The sequence below is a fragment of the Streptomyces sp. TAA486 genome (genome assembly GCF_000426165.1).
This window is the reverse complement of sequence record NZ_AUEV01000014.1, coordinates 231822-252679: the sequence shown is the minus strand read 5'-3', so window position 1 is coordinate 252679 and position 20858 is coordinate 231822. Positions and strand designations below refer to the sequence as shown.

The 20858-nt window shown below is 70.9% G+C and carries 18 protein-coding genes; 6 read left to right on the top strand and 12 right to left on the bottom strand.

All coding sequences use genetic code 11. The annotated features are described in order from the left end of the window. From I004_RS0119990 to I004_RS34975, 4 genes are all read right to left on the bottom strand, one after another. On the bottom strand, nucleotides 1-1038 hold the full coding sequence (locus I004_RS0119990; RefSeq protein WP_051345246.1) for an MBL fold metallo-hydrolase: 1038 nt from the start codon (nucleotides 1036-1038) through the stop codon (nucleotides 1-3). Nucleotides 1039-1115: 77 nt separating this feature from the next. Then, the gene (locus I004_RS34985; protein WP_051345223.1) at nucleotides 1116-2228 is read right to left on the bottom strand and encodes an aminotransferase class I/II-fold pyridoxal phosphate-dependent enzyme; all 1113 of its coding nucleotides are present in this window, start codon (nucleotides 2226-2228) and stop codon (nucleotides 1116-1118) included. A gap of 153 nt (nucleotides 2229-2381) precedes the next feature. Next, entirely contained in the window at nucleotides 2382-2945 is a 564-nt protein-coding gene (locus tag I004_RS37625; RefSeq protein WP_051345222.1) for a GAF domain-containing protein, read from the bottom strand. Nucleotides 2946-3315: 370 nt separating this feature from the next. Then, nucleotides 3316-4161 carry a SigB/SigF/SigG family RNA polymerase sigma factor gene (locus I004_RS34975; RefSeq protein WP_051345221.1) on the bottom strand — a complete coding sequence of 282 codons (846 nt, stop codon included), beginning with the start codon at nucleotides 4159-4161 and terminating at the stop codon, nucleotides 3316-3318. A 677-nt stretch (nucleotides 4162-4838) separates the two neighbouring features. Here I004_RS34975 and I004_RS34970 point away from each other — a divergent pair. After that, nucleotides 4839-6875, top strand: a complete 2037-nt coding sequence (locus tag I004_RS34970) for a thiamine pyrophosphate-requiring protein (protein ID WP_078511478.1) — start codon at nucleotides 4839-4841, stop codon at nucleotides 6873-6875. 179 nt (nucleotides 6876-7054) lie between these two features. Here I004_RS34970 and I004_RS0119965 read toward each other — a convergent pair whose 3' ends face one another. Continuing rightward, nucleotides 7055-7276: a DUF6158 family protein gene (locus I004_RS0119965; RefSeq protein WP_028436957.1), complete on the bottom strand. Its 222-nt coding sequence runs from the start codon at nucleotides 7274-7276 to the stop codon at nucleotides 7055-7057. Between the two features lie 168 nt (nucleotides 7277-7444). Between I004_RS0119965 and I004_RS34965 the strand changes: the two genes are divergently transcribed. The 5 genes from I004_RS34965 to I004_RS0119935 all read left to right on the top strand — a co-directional run bounded on the left by I004_RS34965 (nucleotide 7445) and on the right by I004_RS0119935 (nucleotide 12455). After that, the gene (locus I004_RS34965; RefSeq protein WP_051345220.1) at nucleotides 7445-8671 is read left to right on the top strand and encodes a baeRF2 domain-containing protein; all 1227 of its coding nucleotides are present in this window, start codon (nucleotides 7445-7447) and stop codon (nucleotides 8669-8671) included. Further along, nucleotides 8658-9059 (top strand): DUF2795 domain-containing protein, encoded by a 402-nt coding sequence (locus tag I004_RS0119955; RefSeq protein ID WP_028436956.1) that lies wholly within the window; start codon nucleotides 8658-8660, stop codon nucleotides 9057-9059. Before I004_RS34965 ends, I004_RS0119955 begins: the two co-directional genes overlap by 14 nt. 270 nt (nucleotides 9060-9329) lie before the next feature. Further along, nucleotides 9330-11156: a bifunctional phosphatase PAP2/diacylglycerol kinase family protein gene (locus I004_RS34955; RefSeq protein ID WP_078511476.1), complete on the top strand. Its 1827-nt coding sequence runs from the start codon at nucleotides 9330-9332 to the stop codon at nucleotides 11154-11156. A 69-nt stretch (nucleotides 11157-11225) separates the two neighbouring features. Then, nucleotides 11226-12065 (top strand): class I SAM-dependent methyltransferase, encoded by an 840-nt coding sequence (locus tag I004_RS34950; protein ID WP_037977053.1) that lies wholly within the window; start codon nucleotides 11226-11228, stop codon nucleotides 12063-12065. Nucleotides 12066-12098: 33 nt separating this feature from the next. Then, nucleotides 12099-12455: a glyoxalase/bleomycin resistance/dioxygenase family protein gene (locus I004_RS0119935; protein ID WP_028436955.1), complete on the top strand. Its 357-nt coding sequence runs from the start codon at nucleotides 12099-12101 to the stop codon at nucleotides 12453-12455. A 208-nt stretch (nucleotides 12456-12663) separates the two neighbouring features. Here I004_RS0119935 and I004_RS0119930 read toward each other — a convergent pair whose 3' ends face one another. From I004_RS0119930 to I004_RS0119900, 7 genes are all read right to left on the bottom strand, one after another. Further along, nucleotides 12664-13653, bottom strand: coding sequence for a zinc-dependent alcohol dehydrogenase family protein (locus I004_RS0119930; RefSeq protein ID WP_028436954.1), 990 nt, complete (start codon nucleotides 13651-13653; stop codon nucleotides 12664-12666). Next, the gene (locus I004_RS0119925; protein ID WP_028436953.1) at nucleotides 13650-14528 is read right to left on the bottom strand and encodes a carbohydrate ABC transporter permease; all 879 of its coding nucleotides are present in this window, start codon (nucleotides 14526-14528) and stop codon (nucleotides 13650-13652) included. The genes I004_RS0119930 and I004_RS0119925 overlap by 4 nt, the downstream gene beginning before the upstream one ends. After that, nucleotides 14525-15496 (bottom strand): carbohydrate ABC transporter permease, encoded by a 972-nt coding sequence (locus I004_RS0119920; RefSeq protein WP_028436952.1) that lies wholly within the window; start codon nucleotides 15494-15496, stop codon nucleotides 14525-14527. Before I004_RS0119920 ends, I004_RS0119925 begins: the two co-directional genes overlap by 4 nt. Then, the gene (locus tag I004_RS0119915) at nucleotides 15493-16854 is read right to left on the bottom strand and encodes an ABC transporter substrate-binding protein (RefSeq protein WP_028436951.1); all 1362 of its coding nucleotides are present in this window, start codon (nucleotides 16852-16854) and stop codon (nucleotides 15493-15495) included. Before I004_RS0119915 ends, I004_RS0119920 begins: the two co-directional genes overlap by 4 nt. A 92-nt stretch (nucleotides 16855-16946) precedes the next feature. After that, nucleotides 16947-17708 (bottom strand): DeoR/GlpR family DNA-binding transcription regulator, encoded by a 762-nt coding sequence (locus I004_RS0119910; RefSeq protein WP_028436950.1) that lies wholly within the window; start codon nucleotides 17706-17708, stop codon nucleotides 16947-16949. Nucleotides 17709-17941: 233 nt separating this feature from the next. Continuing rightward, the gene (locus I004_RS34945) at nucleotides 17942-20023 is read right to left on the bottom strand and encodes a DUF5107 domain-containing protein (RefSeq protein ID WP_486580139.1); all 2082 of its coding nucleotides are present in this window, start codon (nucleotides 20021-20023) and stop codon (nucleotides 17942-17944) included. Between the two features lie 169 nt (nucleotides 20024-20192). Beyond that, complete coding sequence (locus I004_RS0119900) at nucleotides 20193-20855, bottom strand: 4'-phosphopantetheinyl transferase superfamily protein (protein WP_051345219.1); 663 nt, start codon at nucleotides 20853-20855, stop codon at nucleotides 20193-20195. Between the last annotated feature and the right edge of the window lie 3 nt (nucleotides 20856-20858).

The window sequence follows — 20858 nt, the reverse complement described above, 5'->3', positions numbered from 1 at the left end:
TCACCCTTCCAGCGCCCGTGACGCCCCGACGGGAAGGTCCCACAGATCTCCGCGCGCCCGTCCCGCCGCGGCCCACGCCGCACGCACCCGCTCCAGCGGTTGCAGCGGCGGCTCCGCCGAGAGCAGGAACGTCCCGTAGTGCATGGGCGCCATGGCGCGCGCCCCCACGTCCGTGCAGGCCCGCACCGCTTCCTCGGGCGAGGTGTGCACCGGTCTGAGCATCCAGCGCGGTTCGTACGCGCCGACCGGGAGCAGCGCCACGTCGATTCCGGGACAGCGGCGGCCGATCTCGGAAAACCACCGGCCGTAGCCGGTGTCCCCCGCGAAGTAGACGCGCCTGGCCCTCTGCTCTCCCGGCCCCTTGCCGAATCGCGTGAGCACCCACCCGCCCCACAGCGAACGGCAGGTGTCCGTCAGCGTCCGACGCGACCAGTGGTGTGCGGGGACGAACTCGAAGCGGACGCGGCCGCCGTCGCTCGCGGGCAGCTCCGCGGCCTCCCACCAGTCCAGCTCCGTCACGCTCCTGAAGCCCCTTCTGCGGCACCAGCGGCCCAGCCCGGCGGGGACGAACAGGGGTGTACGGCGCGGGAGTCGGCGCAGCGTGGGCGCGTCGAGATGGTCGTAGTGGTTGTGCGAGATGACCACGGCGTCGACGCGCGGCAGGTCCGCCCACGGCAGGCCGGGCGGCGTGACACGGGCGGGGGTGCCGAGGATGCGGTGTGACCAGACCGGGTCGGTCAGCACCGTCAGACCGCCGATGCGGACGACCCAGCTCGCGTGCCCCGCCCACGTCACGGCGAGGGTGCCCGGTCGTGCGGCGGGGAGCGGACCCGGCTCGTACGGCAGCCGCGCGATGTCGCCGAGCGTCTCGGGCGCCGGCCGCATCGACCCCTCACGTGCGACGCGGAGCAGGGCCTGTACGCCGGGAAGCGGCGCGGTCAGCCGGTGCGCGAAGGTCCGCGGCCAGAACCGCTTGGCCCCGACGGGAACCAGCAGCGGCGGCTCCACATGTGCCGGCCGGACGGGCCTGGCGGGCACACGCGGGGGTGCCTTCTCGGCTGTCTCCGTCTCCCGTTCGGTCAGCGTCCGGTCCGGTTCCACCGTCGGTTCCACAGTCACCCCCGGAGGGCCGTCAGTTCGGTAAGGGCCGATTTCACGAAATCGAGTGCCCGGCCGACACCGGGTGATGCCGGGGATCCGGGCGGGTCCGAATCCGCGACGAGCCCACTGGACATCCGCACCCGCAGCGCCTGCGGATCGTCGCCGAAGCGGTGCCCGCCACACACGAACGGCCCGAACATCCGCACGAGTTGAGCCTCCAGGCCGGGCGAGTCCCGGACGCCGTGGGCGTCGAGACGGGCCCGCACCGGCTCGAAGTCGACGTAGAGGTGCCGCCCGACGCGCGGCGGGCGGCACAGCGCCCCGGCCTCCGTGACGACGCGGTGCAGCCCGCCGAGGACCGCCCCGTATGCGCGTGCGGTGCTCGCGCGGCGGGCCCGCAGCGACTCGGGTTCGGTGAGGGCGTCGGCGACGGCGGCGTCGTCCGGGCCGGTCAGCCCGGTACGCAGCGACTTCAGCACCCCTCGCACGGATTCGGCGAGACCCTGCCCGCTCCCGCTGGCCGGGAAGCGGGCGATGCCGGCGGCCAGGCCGTGCGGCAGCAGGGTCTCCCCGAGGTCCGCGAGCACGACGACCTCGTCGGTCTCGCGGCCTCCATGGACCATCTCGGCGGGGCTGACGACGACGGTGCTGTGCGGCGCGTGTGCCGTCTCCCGCCATGTCTCGTCGCTGACGACCAGCAGCCGCTCGTCACCCGCGGCTTCGATCACCTCGTGCAGCAGCTCGGGTGGCGCGGCGGTGCCGGTGCAGTCGTCCGCCACGGACAGCACCAGGACGCGGGGCGGCTCGGGCCCCTCGGTGCGCACACGCCGGACCGTCTCGCGCAGGGCAACCGGATCGGGCACTCCCCCGCACTCGGCCGGTACGGGCACGGTGTGCAGTGGACGGCCCAGCAGGCGGGCGGGGTGCGCGTACCAGGATTCGCCGGGCCTGGGCATCAGGACGGTGCCGCAGCCGGTCGCCGCCAGCACCGCGAAGAGCAGAAGAGAGGCCCCGGGTGCGGCCACCACTTGGTCCGGACGGGTCTCCATGCCGCGTCGGTGCCAGTAGCCGCAAGCTGCGACGGCTGCGGCGGAGCGTGCCTGCCGGAAGCCGTCGTTGCCCTCCATCGCTCACGCCTCCGGCCGTCGTGCCGCCCGATGTCATCCGTAGGGCGGCGAATCGGACAAACGCACAATACGTCCACCTTCGCAGACGTTCCGACGGTGAGGCATGACGACACGTAGGCGCTCGGCGCAGGGGTGCGGCTTGCGCGCCTGCCGCTACGCGCCGCGCCCGCGGCTGCGCACGACCTGCTCGGCGAGGCCGGCGAGCTCCGCGCTCTTCCCCTCGACCACCCCGCTCAGCCCGTCGGGGCGGAAGGCGTAGACGGAGACGGTCAGCACGGCACCCTCGTGGCGGAACGGAAGCGTCGCGCACGCGCGCAGGCCCCGCTGCAGCGCCATGGCCCGGTAGCGGGGCCACCGCGTCTCGTGCCGCACATCGCTGACGAACACGGGCTCGCCGCTCTCCAGCGCCTCGGGCACCGGGCCCTCTTCGGACTCCCACTGGACGGCGACCAGTTCGGACACCTCGGGATGTGTGACGGCGGAGGCGCGCCCCTCGGGGGTCTCGGTCAGCGGGCCGCCCTCGGGATCGGTCAGCGTGACGGCGGCCGCGCAGCTCCCGGAGGTGGAGACGACGGCCTGCTCCGCGAGTTCGCTGAATCCGCGGCAGAAGGTTTCCCGGACCGTCCCCCGGTCGTCCGGCTCCGCGAGCGGCATCGCGGAGAGGAGAGCCTCGTGCTGGGGGCGCTCGAGGGCGCCGAGCGGTTGCTGGTCTTCCACATGCGTTCGGCTGCCCGGGGCGACGGACGGAAAACGGCCGCATGTGTGCAGTTTCGGAGGGCTTCGTGAACATCGCGGTGCCCGAGCGGCGACGGGCAGGTGATCTGGCCGCGCCTCGTGAGCCGCATGCCGGGTGTCGGGACGTCAGCAACCGCGACCACGGTTTCCGGAACTGTTGCGGGGGGCCCGTTGCAGGCCGTGGAGCTCGGGGTTCTGCCATGAACGGGCGGGTTCGGCTGCCCGGCCCACCCGGAGCACGCGGTGAACTCGGGCCGGGCGGTGACCCGTACCGACCGCGTACGCGGCCCGCCACACCGACCTGGGCGGAGATGTGACGGGCCGCTCGCCCGGCGGATGCCGGTGCGCCGGATCAGGCCGCGGCGAGTTCGGGTTCGGGTTCGGGTTCGGGTTCGCGTTCCGTGTCGGCGTCGACCTCGTGCTGGAGGCGGTCGCAGGTGCGGCTGATGAGGCGCGAGACATGCATCTGGGAGATGCCGAGCTGGTCGGCGATGTTCGTCTGCGTCATGTCGCAGAAGAACCGCATGTACAGGATGCGACGCTCACGCTCCGGCAGCCGCTCCAGCCGCGGTTTGACCGACTCGCGGTAGACGACATTGTCGAAGCCCGGCTCGGCGCGGCCCAGCGTGTCCGCCAGGGAGTACCCGTCGTCCGCGCCCGGCAGCTCGGCGTCCAGGGACAGGGTGCTGTAGCTCTCCAGCGCCTCCATGCCCACCAGCACGTCCTCCTCGGACATCCGGGCGTGCTCGGCGATCTGCGCCACCGACGGGCTCTGCTCGCCCATCGTCTGGCTCAGCTCACGGCGGCTGGTGCGCACCCGGTTACGCAGTTCCTGCACCCGGCGCGGCACATGCAGCCCCCACATGTGGTCACGGAAATGCCGCTTGACCTCGCCGACGATGGTGGGTACCGCGAAGCTCTCGAAAGCGCTGCCGCGGTCGGGATCGTAGCGGCGCACGGCCTTGACCAGGCCCAGCGAAGCGACCTGCTGCAGGTCCTCCAGCGTCTCCCCACGGTTGCGGAAGCGCTGTGCGAGACGCTCCGCCATCGGCATCCACGCCTCGACGACCCGCTGCTTGAGCTCTTCCTTCTCCCGCCCCTCGGGCAGGGAGACGATACGGCGGAAGTCCGCCGCGGTATCAGGGGCGTCATCATGCGGATGGCGCGCACGCTTGGTGCGGGTCATTGCGGAAGTCATGTGCTTTGGCCTTCCCTAGGTGTTACGCATTTGCGGACACCGCGGGAGAAGAGCACCAGCGGACGGACCGGAATCAACGGCCCTGAGCGGAGAGAGAACTCCCGCTCCCGCGGATGTGCCTTCTTGCCGAAGCACTACTCTGCGGCTGCCCCTCACCTCCAACAGCAAACGTCAACGTCCGCTTCGGCATTGTGTCTTAGGGCACCCACCTGGGTCCACCACCCCGAATGGCCGTGGCAGGACCGGCGGGTTTCCTGCCTCCCGGCCCGGTAACCCGGGGCCGCATGCCTTGCGACAGCGACGACGTGCGGACACCTTCCGGCCCGCGAGGACCTGAGTCCTCCTCGGGCGTCATCACGTGCCCCCGCGGCGGAGGACCCGGGATCCACCCGGCCATGGATTCCGCTGCCCGCGTCCGCCGACTTGGAGGAGCCGGGCCGGCCGGTGACGTCGATGCCGGGGACACCGGACGCGGTTCCGTCCACGCCCGCCGGGTCCGCGCCGGTCCGCGAGGACGCCCTGTGCTCGGGCGCACCCAGAAGTCATCGAGGCCGGAGAATTGACGCCGGCCATGCCCCGGCCGTTCTTGGGACCGGCCGGGGCCCGGAAGCAGACGAGCGGGGGACCGGAACCCGAACCTGCCGGCGCGGCCGGCACACGGGAAAGGAGCGCGATCCATGTCCGAGAAGGTTTCCGACTACATCCTGCGCAGGCTGCGCGAGTGGGACGTCGAGCACGTCTTCGGCTACCCCGGCGACGGCATCAACGGCCTGCTCGCCGCCTGGGAACGGGCCAAGAACGAGCCGCGCTTCGTCCAGTCGCGGCACGAGGAGATGGCAGCGTTCGAGGCCGTCGGGTACGCCAAGTTCCGCGGCACGCTCGGGGTGTGCACCGCGACGTCGGGCCCGGGCGCCATCCACCTGCTCAACGGGCTCTACGACGCGAAGCTCGACCACGTGCCCGTCGTGGCCATCGTGGGCCAGACGGCGCGCTCCGCGATGGGCGGCTCGTATCAGCAGGAAGTCGATCTGCACTCCCTCTTCAAGGATGTCGCCTCGGAGTTCCTGGAGACGGTCACCGTCCCCGAGCAGCTGCCCAACGTCCTGGACCGCGCCATCCGCACCGCGTACGCCCGCCGTGCGCCGACGGCGGTCATCGTCCACTCCGACGTGCAGGATCTCGAATACCGGCCGCCCGGCCACGAGTTCAAGATGGTTCCCTCGAGTCTCGGCAGCAGCGGATGGCGCACCGAGCCCACCGAGGAGTCCCTCGACCACGCAGCCGAGGTGCTCAACTCCGGTAAGAAGGTCGCCATCCTGGCCGGTCAGGGCGCACGCGGCGCACAGGCCGAGGTGCAGCAGACGGCCGGGATGCTGCAGGCGGGCGTGGCGAAGGCGCTGCTCGGGATGGACGTGCTGCCGGACACCCTGCCGTACGTCACCGGCCCCATCGGCCTGCTGGGGAGCCGTCCCAGCTACGAGATGATGCGGGACTGCGACACTTTCCTCACCATCGGATCGAGCCTGCCCTACAGCCAGTTCCTGCCGCCGTACGGCAAGGCCCGCGCCGTCCAGATCGACCTGGACCCGCACATGGCCGGGATGCGCTACCCGTACGAGGTGAACCTCATCGGCGACGCCAGGTCCACCCTGCGGCGGCTGCTGCCCAAGCTCCGGCAGAAGGAGGAAGGGCGCGAGTGGCAGGAGGAGTTGATGGCCTCCGTCGACCGCTGGAAGGACGTGATGCGGCGGCGCGCCAAGGTGAGCGCGGACCCGGTCAACCCGGAATACGTCGCCCACTGCCTCGATCCGCTGCTTCCGGACGATGCGATCATCACCGCCGACTCCGGATCCACGACCAACTGGTACGCCCGTCACCTGACCATGCGCGGCACCATGCGCGGCTCCCTGTCGGGGACGCTGGCGACGATGGGCTGCGCCGTTCCGTACGCGATCGGCGCGAAGTTCGCCCACCCCGACCGGCCCGTCGTCGCGCTCGTCGGGGATGGCGCGATGCAGATGAACGGGATGGCCGAACTCGTCACGCTCGCCAAGTACCGCATGTCCTGGGACGATCCGCGGTTCGTGATCGGCGTGTGGAACAACCGCGACCTGAACCAGGTGACTTGGGAGATGCGGGCCATGAGCGGCTCGCCTCAGTTCGTGCCGTCGCAGTCCCTGCCCGATGTCTCCTACGCGGCCTTCGCCCGCACTCTCGGCATGACCGGCATCAGGGCCGAGAAGCCGGAGGATGTGGAGGACGCATGGCGGCAGGCGCTGGAGTCGGGCGGACCGGCCGTGGTCGAGTTCATGACCGACCCCTCCGTGCCGCCGATCCCGCCGCACGCCGACTGGGACCAGATCGAGGCCACGGTGGCGTCGATCGTCAGGGGCGACACCGACCGCAAGGCCGTGGTCAAGCAGGGTCTCAAGGCGAAGCTGCAGGAGTTCCTGCCAGGCAGCAGGCCCCATCCGTCGGACGGGAAAGAGGAGCGGGACGAAACCGCCGCCGCCCACGACGAGGAGGGCTCGAAGGACGGAAAGGACGCGAAGGCATCCCGGAAGGACCGGAAGAACAGCAAGAAGCACCCCAACGACGAGGCCCGCGGCGAGAAGACCGGCGATGACTCCGGCACGGAGAAGCGGGCGAAGAAGTCGAAGAAGCACGGACGCGAGGATGAGCGCGAACGTGCCGCGAAGGACGCAAGCAGCTGAACCTCACCGTTCCACCCGGCCCAAGTCCCTTCAGGCGAACTCACCTTGAGCGACGCCACCGGGGCATGGGACGAACTTCCTTGGTGCCGGGCGGAGTTCGGCCATGCGGTCGGCACGCCGTGCGTGTGCGGGGGCCCGTCACCCGCACACGCACCGTTGCCGTCCGCCGTCTTCCCGGGTCACGCCTCCCGCGCCCGGGCGCCCTCCCTCGTGCGGCCGGGCGTGATCTGGCGGTCCGGGTGGCGGCGCAGATACTCGGACTCCAGCTCCGCCATCCTGACGCTGTGCGCGGACAGCGCGTCCTTCGGTGCGTGCAGCAGTGTGTCGTGCCGGGTGCGGTGAATGGTCTCCAGTTCCCTGAGAAGCTCCGCGTCGGACAGCTCGCGGGGATCGATTCCCATGGGGCTCCCTCTCTCGGTGTCGCTCTCGTGCTGCTCTCGTGACTCTGCGTGCTTCGTGCTGCGTCTGCGCCCACCTGCCGCCGACCTGCCGCGACGCACGTGCCGGCTCGCTTCGTGTGGTCCGCGACCGTACGGGTACCCGGCCTCGGCGATCCAAGGAGGGAATCAATGGAACTCGGATTCCTCGGTCCGCTCTTCGAGCGCAAGGGCCCTTGGGCGTCGGTCTACTTCGACACCCGCACGGCCTCCGAGGACGCAGCCGCCCGTCACGAGCTCAACGCCAAATCGGCGCGCGACCAGCTCAAGGACGCAGGAGCTGACGACGCCACGTGCCGAGCTGTGTACGACAGGCTCATATCGCTGAGCCGGGGCCCGGAACCCCCCGCTCACGCGGTCTTCGCCACCCAGGGCGAGGTCGTCCTCGACACGGAGCTCACAGCGTCACCGCCCGGCGGCGGCCCGATCGCCGTCTGGCAGCCGCTCCCGCACACGGGCCCTCTCGTCGAACTCGCCGACAGCGATCCTCCGGCGCTCGTGGCCTACATCGACCGCAAGGGCGCCGAATTCGAGCTGACCGGCTCTCTCGGCGCACAGCCCGCCGGCGGCGTCACGGGCAGCGACTGGCCGCTGCACCGCACCCCGTCGGCCGACTGGTCGGAGCAGCACTTCCAGACGAGGGTCGAGAACACCTGGGAGCAGAACGCCGCGGAGATCGCCGACGAGCTGCGCGTCCGTTGGGAGAGGTGCGGAGCGGAGGTGCTCGTGCTGGCCGGTGAGGCGCGCGAACGCAACTCCGTGTACGCACATCTGCCGCCCGACCTGCGTGGACGTACCGTCCACGCGGAGCACGGCGTACGCGCCGACAGCCACGCCAAGGGGCCCGCCTCGAACACCGCGGGCGGCCGGAAGCTGCTCGCGGAAGAGGTCGCGAACGCGCGGGCGGACTATGCGCGGCAGCGGGTGGCCGACGTCATGGAACGCTTCCAGGCCGGGCGCGCACCGGGTGGCGAAGGCCGGATCGGCGCGGCCGAAGGTGTGCCGGCACTGGTCGAGGCGGCGCGCGAGCACCGCATCGGCGTGCTGCTCGTACGGCCCGAGGGCCCCGACACGCGCCGCGAGGTCTGGGTGGGCGACGAGCCCGGCCAGCTGGCGCAGCGCCGCAGCGAATCCCCGTACCTGGGCGCGACCGAGCCTTCCCCGGCACGCGCCGATGACGCGCTGCTGCGAGCGGCGGCGGCGACGGGCGCCGATGTGCTGTGCGTACGGGACTCCGACGTACCCGAAGGTGTGCCGCGGGACCTGCCGGACGGCGGTCTCGGGGCGCTGTTGCGCTGGCCGCACGAAGGAGCACCGGAAGGAGGTGGAGCCGGTGGCGGACAACATGCAACGCGGTAGTGGCCGGCTGAATGTCCACCGGGACGACGAGGCCAAGCGGGAGATGCAGGGCTGGATCCGGTCCGGGCACCCCACGAGGGCCGAGGAGTGGGACGACCCCGAGCCCGGCGCCGACGACGACCCGGAGATCACGGATCACCCCGTGCAGCAGGGACTGCGCTCGACCGACCGCGAGGAGGTGGAGGACGAGGCCCTGCGCTCCGAACTGGCGCGGCATCTCGGCCGTGCTGCCTTCCCGGCGGGCCGGGAAGGACTCAAGCGCACGCTCATGGACCAGTACGCACCGGACTTCCTGGTGGAGACCGTGCGTGAGCTGCCCAGGGGCGGCGACAAGTACGGAAACGTGCAGGAGGTGATGGCCGCTCTGGGGCGGAAGCCTCAGGCGTGACCGGCATGGAACGGCGAACCGCGGGCACACCGCCCCCCGAAGGGCGCGGTGCGGTTCTGCGGGACGCGGCCCGTATGCGGCCTGTACGGCCGTGACCGGGCCGGTCCCGGTGTCGGCTGTGTGAGCGAGACGCGAAGCGGTTCCCGTCGCCCGGACGACGGGAACCGCTTCACTGTGCCTCTCTTGTGGAGCCCGCTTCATGAGAGGGGCACAGCGCGGTCGCGTAACGCGAAGGTTTACGGACAACAAGGTCAGAGAAGGCGCAGATTCATGGCAACATTCACCGACCGTGTGGGCGAGAGTCTGCGCGGCTTCCAACGGCGGCACCTTCAGAACCGGGTCGGCGCGGCGAAGCCGGGGACCGGGACTCTCAAGTCACCCTTCGCCCGCTGGAACAGGACGGCCGCGGCGACGGAGGGTACGTCCGCCTGGCGGAGCTGGCCCGCGTCACGGGCCTGGTCGGAAACCGACCGCCGCCTCTTCGAACTCGTTGCCGACCGCGACTGGCCCGGTCCGGAGCGGGTGCTGCCCCGCCTGAGCCGGAGCGCCAACAACGGGCGGCTGTGGTTCGCGGTCGCCGGTGCGATGGCGCTGTCCAACACTCCGCGCGCCCGCAGGGCCGCCGCGCGGGGCCTGGCCTCTCTGGCCCTGGCGTCGACGACGGTCAACACCCTGGGCAAGCACGCGGTGCGGCGGGAGCGTCCACTGCTCGACGGGGTGCCGCTGATCCGGCAGTTGCACCGTCAGCCGGTGACCACGTCCTTCCCGTCGGGCCATGCCGCCTCCGCCGCCGCCTTCGTGACAGGAGTGGCCCTGGAGTCTCCCCGCTGGGGGGCCACGGTCGCGCCCATTGCGGCTGCCGTGGCCTTCTCCCGTGTCTACACGGGCGTCCACTACCCCAGCGACGTTCTGGTGGGCGCGGCCCTCGGCGTCGGTTCGGCCTTCGCCGTACGCGGCATCGCCCCCACCCGCTCGCAACTCCCCTCCCCCGGACGCCCGTTGGCCGATGCCCCGGCGATGCCGGAGGGTTCTGGGCTGGTGCTGGTCGCCAACGCCACGTCCGGTTCCCGGCTGGAGGACTCCGACTTCCTCCCCACGACGAACCTGCTGGAGGTGAACCGGAACGAGGAGGCCGCGGCTGCCGAACAGGAGGAGGTCGCGGAGGCCATCGAACCCGCGGCGCTGGGCGTCGTGCGGAACATGCTGCCCAAGGCCGAGATCATCACCTGCGACCCGAAGTCCGGCGACCTCGGTGAAGCGCTGGAGGAAGCCGCCGAGCGGGCCGCGGAGCTGGGCGGCGCGCTCGGCGTCTGCGGCGGGGACGGCACCGTGAACACCGCCGCCGTCTGCGCGATGCGTGCGGGAGTCCCGCTGGCCGTCCTGCCGGGCGGCACTCACAACCACTTCGCCTTCGACCTCGGCATCGAGGAGTTCGCGGACACCTGCCGGGCCGTGCAGTCGGGCGACGCCGTGGCCGTGGACCTTGGACGCTTCACGCCTCAGCCGGTGTCGGGGGCCGAGGAGATCGTGCGGGCGGCGGAAGCGGGGGGCATGAGCGACGCGGAAGCCGATGCCGCGCTGACGTCACCGGCACCGCAGGAGCCGGGCTACTTCCTCAACACCTTCAGCCTCGGCGCGTATCCGGAACTGGTGCGCATCCGCGAGCGGTGGGCGCACCGCATCGGCCCGTGGCCGGCCGGTGTGCTCGCCGCGCTGCGCGTCCTGCGTACGAGCGGGCCCGTCGAGGCCGGGCTGGGAGGCAAGGAGCGGGCACTGTGGCTGCTCTTCGCCGGTAACTGCACCTACCGGGTGGGCATGGCGCCCGTGCGGCGGCATGACCTGGCCGACGGGATACTCGACGTCCGCATCGTCAAGGCCGGCCGCTGGGCCCGTACCCGGCTGTTCATAGCGGCCCTCACCAGCGCGGTCGACCGCTCTCCGCTCCACAGCACGACGCGGCTGCGCCGGATGATGATCACCGACATCCCGTCCGGCACGCACCTCAGCTACGACGGTGAAGTGGCAAGGGCTCCGGGGCGGTTGCTGCTCGACAAGGAGCACGAGGCGCTGCGTGTCTACCGGCCGCTGAGCCTGTGAGCGCGGCCTCCGGTCCGCATGGCGGTCGCCGGTGTCCTCCACCGCCCGGGGCGCAATAGCCTGCGCATCATGGCGGCGAATCACGGGACACGGGCGGCCGGGGACGAAAAAACGGCCGTCTACACACACGGTCACCACGAGGCGGTGCTGCGCTCACACACGTGGCGTACGGCGGTCAATTCGGCGGGCTACCTGCTGGCCGAACTGAAGCCGGACATGCGGGTGCTGGACATCGGGTGCGGGCCCGGCACCATCACAGCGGACCTTGCGGCTCTGGTGCCGGAGGGGCACGTCACGGCACTCGATTCGGCACCCGGCGTGCTGGAGCGCGCCCGTGAGGCGGCGACGGGCCGTGGGCTGGACAACGTGACGTTCGAGGTGGGCGACGTGCACGCCCTGAAGCACCCCGACGGCGCCTTCGACATGGTGCACGCGCATCAGGTGCTTCAGCACGTCGGCGATCCGGTGCGGGCGCTGCGGGAGATGAACCGTGTGTGCGCTCCGGGCGGCATCGTCGCGGCACGGGACGCCGACTACGGTGCGATGTTCTGGTATCCGCTGGTGGAGGGGCTGGCCGCCTGGCAGGACCTGTACCGGCGGGTGGCTCGCGCCAACGGCGGCGAGCCCGACGCCGGACGCCGGCTGCGTGCCTGGTCGCGTGAGGCGGGCCTGCGGGACGTCACCGCGTCGGCGGCCACGTGGTGCTTCGCCACCGGTGAAGAGCGCGCGTGGTGGAGCGAGTCGTGGGCGGAGCGCACGCTGAGCTCGTCCTTCGCGACGTCCGCCGTGGAGGGCGGTCATGCCACGCGTGAGCAGTTGAGGGAGGCGGCGGACGCGTGGCTCGAGTGGGGTGCGCGGGAGGACGGCTGGTTCGCGGTGCCGCACGGGGAGATCCTGTGCCGGGCCTGACGTGCGTCGAGTCGCCCAACTAGGGTGCGGGACATGGACATTCTGGGGACTTCACTGCGCGTCTGCGTCGATGATCTGGACGCTGCAGTTCCGGCGTACGAGCGGCTGGCGAGCACCGAGGCGGTGCGTTTCACACAAGGACCGGTCTCGGTCGCGGCCGTGGGGCCCTTCGTCTTGATGAGCGGCCCGTCGGAGCATCTGGAGATCCTCCGGAAGATCGCGGCGACGCTCGCCGTGAAGGACGTCGGCGAAGCCGTCGCGGACCTGGAGGCGGTCGGCGCCCAGATCGTGGCCGGTCCCAAGGAGACCCCGGTCGGGCGCAGTGTGATCGCCCGCCATCCTGACGGCAGCGTGTTCGAGTACGTCGACCGCCAAGCGGAGGGTGGATGACGGCAGCCCGCCAGGAGGGCGGGCGGCCAGGCACCGGGCCCGCGGTAGTCCGCGGCACATGCGGGATCCCGTCCGAGGGCGGGCGCCCCGCGCGCCAACCCGCCCCGGACGAACCGCAGTTCACCCCGTCGGAGCAGTTGCACGACCGGGAACGGTTCGCGGCCCCGGGGCGGTGAACACCCCGGGGGTCACGGCCGTAGGGCGCCCGTCAGGGCACGACGACGATCTTCCGCCCCTTGCCCGCCGCGAAGCGGTCGAGCGCGTCGGGGTACTCGTCGAGGGGCAGGCGGTCGGAGATGAAGATCTCCGGGTCCAGCACGCCGCCCGCGAAGAGTTCGGCCGCACGCTCGTAACTGTGCAGAACGGCCATCGAGCCGGTGATGGTGATCTCCTGGTTGTAGATCTTGTACGGCTCGATGGTGGCGGTCGTCGCGTAGTCGGAGACGCCGAACTGAAGGAAAGTTCCGGCCTTCGCGACGCGGCCGAGGCCGTCCTGGATGGCGGCGGCGTTCCCCGTGGCGTCGACGACGAGGTCCCATCCCTGCGGGCGGTCGAGTTCGTCGGCCGTGGCCGCCGCGGACGAGCAGCCCAACCGGCGTGCTGTGGCGAGCCGTTCCTCGTTCAGATCGAGCACGTCGACGGCGGCGGCGCCGGTCCGCTTGGCCAGCTCCAGCATCATCAGGCCCATGGTGCCCGAGCCGTAGATCAGTACGTGTGAGCCGAGTTGACTCTTCAGCACGTCGTAGCCCCGCACGGCGCAGGACAGCGGCTCGATGAGAGCCGCGTCCTGTGTGCGTACGTGCTCGGGCAGCTTCACGCAGTTGGCGACGGGCGCCACGGCGTATTCGGCGGCGCCGCCCGCCGTGGTGACGCCGATCGCGGCCCATCGTTCGCACAGGTTGTTGTGCCCGGTGCGGCAGTAGCGGCACTCGTAGCAGTACAGGGAGGGGTCGACGGCCACGCGGTCGCCGACGGACAGTTCGCTCACCTCGCTGCCCAGGCCGACGACCTCGCCGGCGAACTCGTGGCCGGGCACGAGCGGCAGCGACGGGGCGAACTCGCCCTGCCGGATGTGCAGATCGGTGCCGCACAGCCCGCACGCCGCCACCTGTACGACGACCTGACGCGGGCCGGGCGTCGGATCGGGGACGGTGGTGAGTCCGACCTTGCCCACGGACTCGACGAGAGCTGCCTTCATTTCACGGCTCCTAGAGACAGGCCCTGGACCAGCTTGTCCTGGGCGGCGAACCCCGCCGCGAGTACCGGCAGGGAGATCACGAGGGACGCGGCGCACACCTTCGCCAGGAACAGGCCCTGGCTGGTGATGAATCCGGTCAGGAAGACGGGCGCGGTCTGTGCGATCACGCCCGTCAGGACCCGGGCGAAGAGCATCTCGTTCCAGCTGAAGATGAAGCAGATGAGAGAGGTCGCGGCGATGCCGGGCATGGCGATCGGTGCGACGACGCGGGTGAGGATCACCGGCAGACGGGCCCCGTCGATCTGGGCGGCCTCGATGAGCGCGGTGGGGATCTCGGACAGGAAGGACTGCATCATCCACACCGCGATCGGCAGGTTCATGGAGGTATAGAGGATGACGAGCAGCCAGATGTTGTCCAGCGTCCCGGTGGACTTGGCGAAGAGGTAGATCGGCAGCAGCCCCGCAACGACCGGAAGCATCTTCGTGGACAGGAAGAAGAACAGGACGTCGGTCCACTTCTTCACGGGCCGGATGGACAGCGCGTACGCCGCGGGCAGCGCCAGCAGCAGTACGAACACCGTCGAAACCACGGACGCCGTCACGGAGTTGGCGAGCGAGAACCAGGGGCTCGGTCCTCCCCCGGCTCCGAAGAACTCGCGGTAGCCGTCGAGGGTGAGGGGCGCGGCCAGCGACGGAGGGTTCGTGGCGGCGTCGGCCTCGGAGTGCAGCGAGGTCAGGGCCATCCACAGCACGGGCAGTACGAAGAGGATGCCGACGAGCCATGCGATCAGGCCCAGTGCGGCGTTCCTCCTGCGCACCTTCCTCGGCGCGGTGTCCACGGCGGGCGGTATGGAAGTGGCGGGCGCGGCGCTCATGATGTGGCCTCCTCGCGGAAGAGGGACGAGACCACCCGCAGCGCGAGGGTGGCGATGATGATGGAGCCGATCACGACGAGCACTCCGGCGGCGGACGCGGTGCCGTACTCGTGGCCCTGGTAGAAGGTCTGGTAGATCGAGTACGGCAGGTTCGCGGTGCCGAGGCCGCCCGAAGTGATGGTGAAGACGGCGTCGAAGTTCTGCACGATGTAGACCGTGCCGAGCAGCGCGCCCAGTTCGAGATAGCGGCGCAGATGCGGCAGCGTGATGTAGCGGAAGACCTGCCATGCGCCCGCACCGTCGATGCGGGCGGCCTCGACGGCCTCCGTCGGCCGGCTCTGCAGCCCGGCGAGCAGGATCAGCATCATGAAGGGCGTCCACTGCCACACCAGCGACGCCTCGACGGCGCCCAGCGGCATCTCGGCGACCCAGTCCGGCTGGGCCGCGCCGTCGCCGAAGACGGCGTGCAGGAGGCCGTTGAAGAGCCCGTACTCGGGGTTGTAGAGCACGTGCTTCCACAGCAGTGCCGCGGCCACGGGCACCAGCAGGAACGGTGCGATCAGCATCGTGCGGACGGCCGCGCGGCCCCTGAATCGGCGGTCGAGCAGCAGGGCCAGGAGCATCCCCAGCACGAGGCTGACGAGCACGACGGTGACCGTGAGGAGGATCGTGGTGAACACCGACTTGCGCAGCTCCGGATCGCCCAGCACCTCACCGTAGTTGGCCAGTCCGGCGAAGGAACGGGCCTCCGGGTAGAGCGCGTTCCAGTCGAAGACGGAGATCACCAGCGTGGCCACCATCGGCAGCTGCGTGACGATGATCAGGAAGATCAGCGCGGGCATCAGCGGCGCGCGGGTAACCCAGGCGCGCAGCCCGGCCGGCGGTTTCGCCGGAACCGTGGGCCGTGCGGTGCGGTGCCCGGTCCCACCGGGCGGTGTGGTCGTGGTGGTGGTCGTCGTGTCTGTCACTGCCCTCGCCCCTCGTACTCCTCGGAGATCTCTGCGGCCAGCTGCTGCGACTTCTTCAGGGCCGTCTCGACGGACTGGCGTCCGGCGATGGCCGCGCTGATCTCCTGGGATACCTTGGTGCCCAGGTCCGAGAACTCGGGAATGTCCACGAACTGGATGCCGATGGTGGGCCGTTGCTGCACACCCGGGTCACGCGGGTCGGCTTCGGTGATGGCCTTGCGCGTGGTCTCGCCGAAGGCGCCGGCGGTCTTCTTGTACTCGGGTATGCCGTAGGTGGAAGTGCGCTTGCCCGCGGGGACGTTGGCCCAGCCGAACTCCTTGCCGACCAGCCGCTCGTACTCCTTGCTGGAGGCCCAGGAAATGAACTTCCATGCCTTGTCCTGGTTGCGGGAGGACTTCTGCAGGCCCCACGCCCAGCTGTAGAGCCAGCCCGAGGACTTGGTCTTCACGGTCGGCGCCGGCGCGTAACCGATCTTGCCCTTCACGGGGGACTTGGCCGCTTCGAGGGAACCGGCGCCGGAGGTGGCGTCGTACCACATGGCGGACTTGCCCTGCGTCATGTTGTTGAGGCACTCGGCGAACCCGGACTGAGTGGCGCCGGACTCGCCGTGCTTGCGCACCAGGTCCACGTAGAACTTCGTGGCCTTCACGAAGGCCGGGTCGGTCAGCTTCGCCTTGTAGTCCTTGTCGAACCAGGTGCCACCGAAGGTGTTGACGACCGTCGTCAGGGGAGCGATCACCTCGCCCCAGCCGGGAAGTCCGCGCAGGCAGATGCCGCTCATGCCCTTCTCCGCGCCGTCGGCCTTGGCGGCGAGCTCGGCGACCTGCGGCCAGGTCGGCTTCTCGGGCATCTCCAGGCCCTTCTTCTTGAAGACGTCCTTGCGGTACATCAAGAAGGAGGATTCGCCGTAGAACGGCTCGGCGTAGGTCTTGCCGTCCTCGCCCTTCAGGGATTCGCGGATCGGGGGAAGAATGTCCTTCTGGTCGAAGCCCGGGTCCTTCTTCAGATAACCGTCCAGGGGCTTGAGCCACTCGTTCTTGGCGTAGATCGGCGCCTCGTAATTGCTGATCGTGGCGACGTCGTACTGGCCGGCCTGGTTGGCGAAGTCCTGCCCGATCTTGTCCCGGACGTCGTTCTCCGGCAGCGTCGTGAAGTTGACCTTGATGCCGGTCTTCTTGGTGAAGTGCTTGGCGGTGAGCTTCTGCAACTCGACCATCTGCGGGTTGTTGACCATCAGGACGTTGATGGTGTCGCCGCCGGTGGCGAGACTTCCGGCGCCGGCGCAGGCGGCCAGCAGCACGTTTGCCGTGGCGACGCCTATCACTGCGCGTGTCCTGTGGCGGCTGCGGATGCGCATGTGCGGTCTCCTGGTCATAAGGGGGCGAAACGGGCGGTGGATGCACGGGACGGGCCGGCGGACGAGCGGGGAGGCCGGCCGTGAACGGGCCTTCAGGCCCTGGTCACTTGAGGTCCGCGGAGCGAGTACCGGTGGGCCTCGGAGGCAGGCAGCCCTGTCGAGGTGATGATCGTCTGGAAGTCGCCGACCTCCGCGAAGCGGCAGAAGCTGACCGCGCCGAACTTCGTGTGCATGCCGGCGAAGATGCGGCGCCGTGAGGCGCGCAGAGCCTGCGCCTTGACTTCGCTCACGGCCGGATCCGGCGTGGTGAGGCCGTGTTCGCGGGAGATGCCGTTGGCTCCGATGAAGGCCAGATCGATGACGAAACCGGAGAGCATCTTCGTCGTCCAGTGGTCGACGGTGGCGAGGGTGCCGCCCCGCACCCGTCCTCCTAGGAGCAACACCGTGATCTCCTCGGCCGTCGCGAGCGCGCCCGCCGCGGCGAGGGAGGCGGTCACGACGGTCAGCGGACGGTCACGTGGCAGAGCCTCGGCGATGAGCTGCGGCGTGAAGCCCTCGTCGATGAAGACCGTCTCCGCGTCACCGAGGTGTTCGACCGCGGCGGCGGCGATGCGGCGCTTCTCCGGTACGTGCATGGTGGTGCGGAAGGCGAGCGTCGTCTCGAAACCCGCGCTCTCGACCGGGTATGCGCCTCCGTGCGTACGGCGCAGCAGTCCGTGGGACTCCAGTACGCGCAGATCCCGGCGGACCGTCTCCTTCGCGACACCCAACTCGGCGGCGAGCTCGGCGACGTCGACGGATCCACCTCGCCGGGCAGCCCCGACGATCTCCCGCTGACGTTCCTCCGCGCTCATGAAGGACGCCCCCTTCCCTCTCCGTACGGTCACGGATCTGCCCGTTCGGGCTCGTGTAGAGAGTTGTACAGCCCCTCGAACACGGGGACCAGGCCAAGTACCGGCGGGATCGTGACCGTATCTGCCCGTTTCACCGTCGGTTTGCGGTCCCTGTGCCCTGGGGTGGTGGGGCCCGCGCGGCGCACCGGGGTGTCTGTTTCGGGGGCGGTGATGCCCGTTCCGGGTCCGGCTCGTCAGGCCGGGCGCATCCGGAAGTCGTACCGAGCGGGCAGCGGCTCCGCACTGACGGCCGCCCACGTCTCGCTGAGAACCTCGTCACCCTCGCGCAGGTCGTCGACTTCGAATCCCTCGTCGAAGACCGCCCGCGCCGCCTTCTTCTCGCCGTCCGCCAGCAGTACCTGGGCGTGCAGGAGCTGGAAGCGGCCGCGGAGCCGGTACTCCGGCGGCAGCAGTTCCAGGGCGTCGGCGGCGGCGGATGTGCGGCCCGCCGCGAGCAGAACGGGCACCGCCTCGCGCACGAACGCGGCGAGGGTCGGCGCGGGGGCGGCCGTCGCCAGGTCCAGCGCGGCCAGATACCGGTCGGCGGCACGCTCGGGGTGCAGACCGCCGGCGGTGTCGTAGGCGTCGGCGTGGCCGAGGCAGCGCAGAGACCAGGGCGTGGGCGCCGCCGCGGCAGAGCGCTCCCAGCTGCGCACGGCCTGCGCGCGGTCGCCCGCGTGCCACTGGGCGACACCCAGGTGGTAGTCGGTCACCGGCCCCGAGGGCGCGCACTCCAGCTGGTCGCGCCAGGCGTCGGAGACGAGCGAAGGGCCGGGATCGGAGGCGGTGAGAGCGGTCTGAGCACCGGCCGCATCGTCGAGGAACCGCCCCTTCGTCAGCAGTTCGATCCAGGGCCGCTGCTGCTCGCCCATCGTCTCGCGGGGGAAGGGCGTGCCGGGCAACTTGTGGCCGCCGCGGGCCACTTCGAGCGCTCCCCAGCCGGAGCCGGTGGCGAGGAACGTGCCGTCCGCTCCGGTTTCCGGCTCGGTGTCGGCGTGCGGGCGCCAGGCCGCGAACGCCGCGTCCACGTCGGCACGGGGCAGGATCTCCTCCAGGCGGGCGGCCGTGTGTCTGCGTGCGGCGGCCCAGTCGTCGCCGTGCACGGTGGCCGGGTCGGCGGCAAGCGGCCCGTACGCCTCCAGCCATGCGAACTCCCGCCCCGCCTCCAGCGGAATGTGTTCGAGCTGGGTGCGTGCGAGGCCCGCCTGGATCTCGGCGTAGCCGCCGGTGCCGGGCTCGGTGAGCCACTGCTGCCAGCGCCGCCCTCCGGGCCCGTGTCCCCACACGAACAGCTTCCGGCCCCGCAGCAGGTCCGTCGAGGTCTGGACGAGGCCCGTGCCCTGCTCGTCGAGGGAGGCGATCCACTTCCGCTCCTCGCGGGGGATCTCGTAGAAGTAGTCGGCCGGGAACTCGCTCCGCAGCGCGTACGACCGGTCCACACCGTCCCACTCCGGCACGGGGATGCGGCGCAGGCGGCGCTCGTAGGCGAAGTACCAGGTCTCGTCCGCCGGGACGAGGACGCGGGCGCGCTCGTCCTCCGGCACCGCGATGTTGGACCACCAGTAGACGGGCACGGTGTGGTCGTGCGGATTGCGGATGCGGGCGCCGACGTAGAGGAAGTCGGATCCCTCCGGGAGCCACAGGTCCACTTGGAACGGTGTGTCGCGCAGGCGCTCCCACTCCCACAGCCGCAGCATGTCTCCCCCAGCTGCCGCCGGGTGGGGCCCCCAGCCGTCGGGGGCGGGCACGCGGGCGGCGTGCATGGGCGCGACGGAGAGCGTGGTGTGACCGGTCGCGCCGATGTTCCACTCGATGCCTCCCGAGAACCACGCGCCGTTCAGGGCGAAGTCCGCGGGCTGCAGAACGGGGTTGGTGTAGAGCAGCTCGCGTCCGGTGGGCTTGTGGTGCAGGGAGTGGATTCGGCCGCCGAGTCCCGGGAGCACGGTCGCGCGGAGCCGGTCGTTCTCCAGGACCAGAGCGTCCAGGGAGGCGGGTGTGCGCTCGCGTGTGTAGCCGTCGAGGATGCGGACGGGCAGCACGGACCGCAGCGGTGCGTAGCCGACCTGACGCGCCATGTCGGCTGGCAGCGCGGCCCGTTCGTGCTCGTCGATGGTGTGCATCTCGTCGAGGGGCGCGAGCGCGGGCAGCGGATTCTCGGGGCCGATCGTCCTTCTGGACCTGGGGGCACCACCGGGGCCGAAGGCCCAGGGGGAGGCCGGAGAGGTGCCCCCAGCGACGGGCAGGGTCACAGTGGTGCGGCGCAGCGTCGTCGGCACGGCTACCTCGATCCTCCGTGGGCGCCGCCGCCTCGCCGGGACCCCCTGATGACCATGGAACACGCTGGACGTCGCCTTGAACAGGCCGCCGGTTTGCCGAGGGCACTCCCCTCCCACGGCTGGGCCCCGACCGGGGCCGCCGGGCCCCGGAGGACCGCGCTGTGGCCGGTCAGCTGCGCCGGAGCGCCCACGCGGCGGCGTAGCCGGTGGCCACGTCGATGTCGCCGATGCTCCAGCCCTGCGGCCAGGTGGGCCGCTGTGAGGTGCCGACGTACGTGACCGACGGTTCCTCCCCGAGTCCGCTTCCGGTCCCCTTCACGTAGGCCTCCTTGCGCGTCCAGCAACGGGCGAACGCCGCCGGCCGTTGCTGTGGCGGCAGGGCGCCGAGCTCGTCGCGCTCCCGGGGGTGGAGGGTCCTGGAGACCTCCTCGACGACGCCCGGGCCCGGCAGTGACTCGACGTCGACGCCCACGGGTACGTCGGCGAACGCGAGGAGCACCAGATCTCCGGCGTGCGAGAGCGAGAAGTGCAAGGGGTCGCCCGCGAGGCCCGGCCTGCCGTGCGGGCCGCCGCACACGGGGCAGTCGGCGCGTACGAGGGGGAGCTCGGACGGGGCGGTGTTAGTACGGCGGGCGAGTTCGCGGCGCAGCGCGGTGTGCGCGACGTGGTAGCGGTCCCGGTCCTCCTGACGTCTGAACGCCGCGGCCCGTGCCCGCTCCTCCTGGGAGAGCCATTGCAGTTCGCGGGTGGCGTGGGCGACGTTCTCGGACACGCGCAGGATCACCGTCTCCGGGGCCGCGGGAGCTGGGGAAGTGGCGGGGCCGGCGGTCATGGT

What these genes read in the sequence shown, in the direction of transcription:
- I004_RS0119910 (WP_028436950.1), bottom strand. Translation starts at nt 17,708, where the DNA reads ATGAGCGCGGAGGAACGTCAGCGGGAGATCGTCGGGGCTGCCCGGCGA.
- I004_RS0119930 (WP_028436954.1), bottom strand. Translation starts at nt 13,653, where the DNA reads ATGAAGGCAGCTCTCGTCGAGTCCGTGGGCAAGGTCGGACTCACCACC.
- I004_RS0119925 (WP_028436953.1), bottom strand. Translation starts at nt 14,528, where the DNA reads ATGAGCGCCGCGCCCGCCACTTCCATACCGCCCGCCGTGGACACCGCG.
- I004_RS0119965 (WP_028436957.1), bottom strand. Translation starts at nt 7,276, where the DNA reads ATGGGAATCGATCCCCGCGAGCTGTCCGACGCGGAGCTTCTCAGGGAA.
- I004_RS0119915 (WP_028436951.1), bottom strand. Translation starts at nt 16,854, where the DNA reads ATGCGCATCCGCAGCCGCCACAGGACACGCGCAGTGATAGGCGTCGCC.
- I004_RS0119900 (WP_051345219.1), bottom strand. Translation starts at nt 20,855, where the DNA reads ATGACCGCCGGCCCCGCCACTTCCCCAGCTCCCGCGGCCCCGGAGACG.
- I004_RS34965 (WP_051345220.1), top strand. Translation starts at nt 7,445, where the DNA reads ATGGAACTCGGATTCCTCGGTCCGCTCTTCGAGCGCAAGGGCCCTTGG.
- I004_RS34975 (WP_051345221.1), bottom strand. Translation starts at nt 4,161, where the DNA reads ATGACTTCCGCAATGACCCGCACCAAGCGTGCGCGCCATCCGCATGAT.
- I004_RS0119955 (WP_028436956.1), top strand. Translation starts at nt 8,658, where the DNA reads ATGCAACGCGGTAGTGGCCGGCTGAATGTCCACCGGGACGACGAGGCC.
- I004_RS0119935 (WP_028436955.1), top strand. Translation starts at nt 12,099, where the DNA reads ATGGACATTCTGGGGACTTCACTGCGCGTCTGCGTCGATGATCTGGAC.
- I004_RS34970 (WP_078511478.1), top strand. Translation starts at nt 4,839, where the DNA reads ATGTCCGAGAAGGTTTCCGACTACATCCTGCGCAGGCTGCGCGAGTGG.
- I004_RS34985 (WP_051345223.1), bottom strand. Translation starts at nt 2,228, where the DNA reads ATGGAGGGCAACGACGGCTTCCGGCAGGCACGCTCCGCCGCAGCCGTC.
- I004_RS34955 (WP_078511476.1), top strand. Translation starts at nt 9,330, where the DNA reads ATGGCAACATTCACCGACCGTGTGGGCGAGAGTCTGCGCGGCTTCCAA.
- I004_RS34950 (WP_037977053.1), top strand. Translation starts at nt 11,226, where the DNA reads ATGGCGGCGAATCACGGGACACGGGCGGCCGGGGACGAAAAAACGGCC.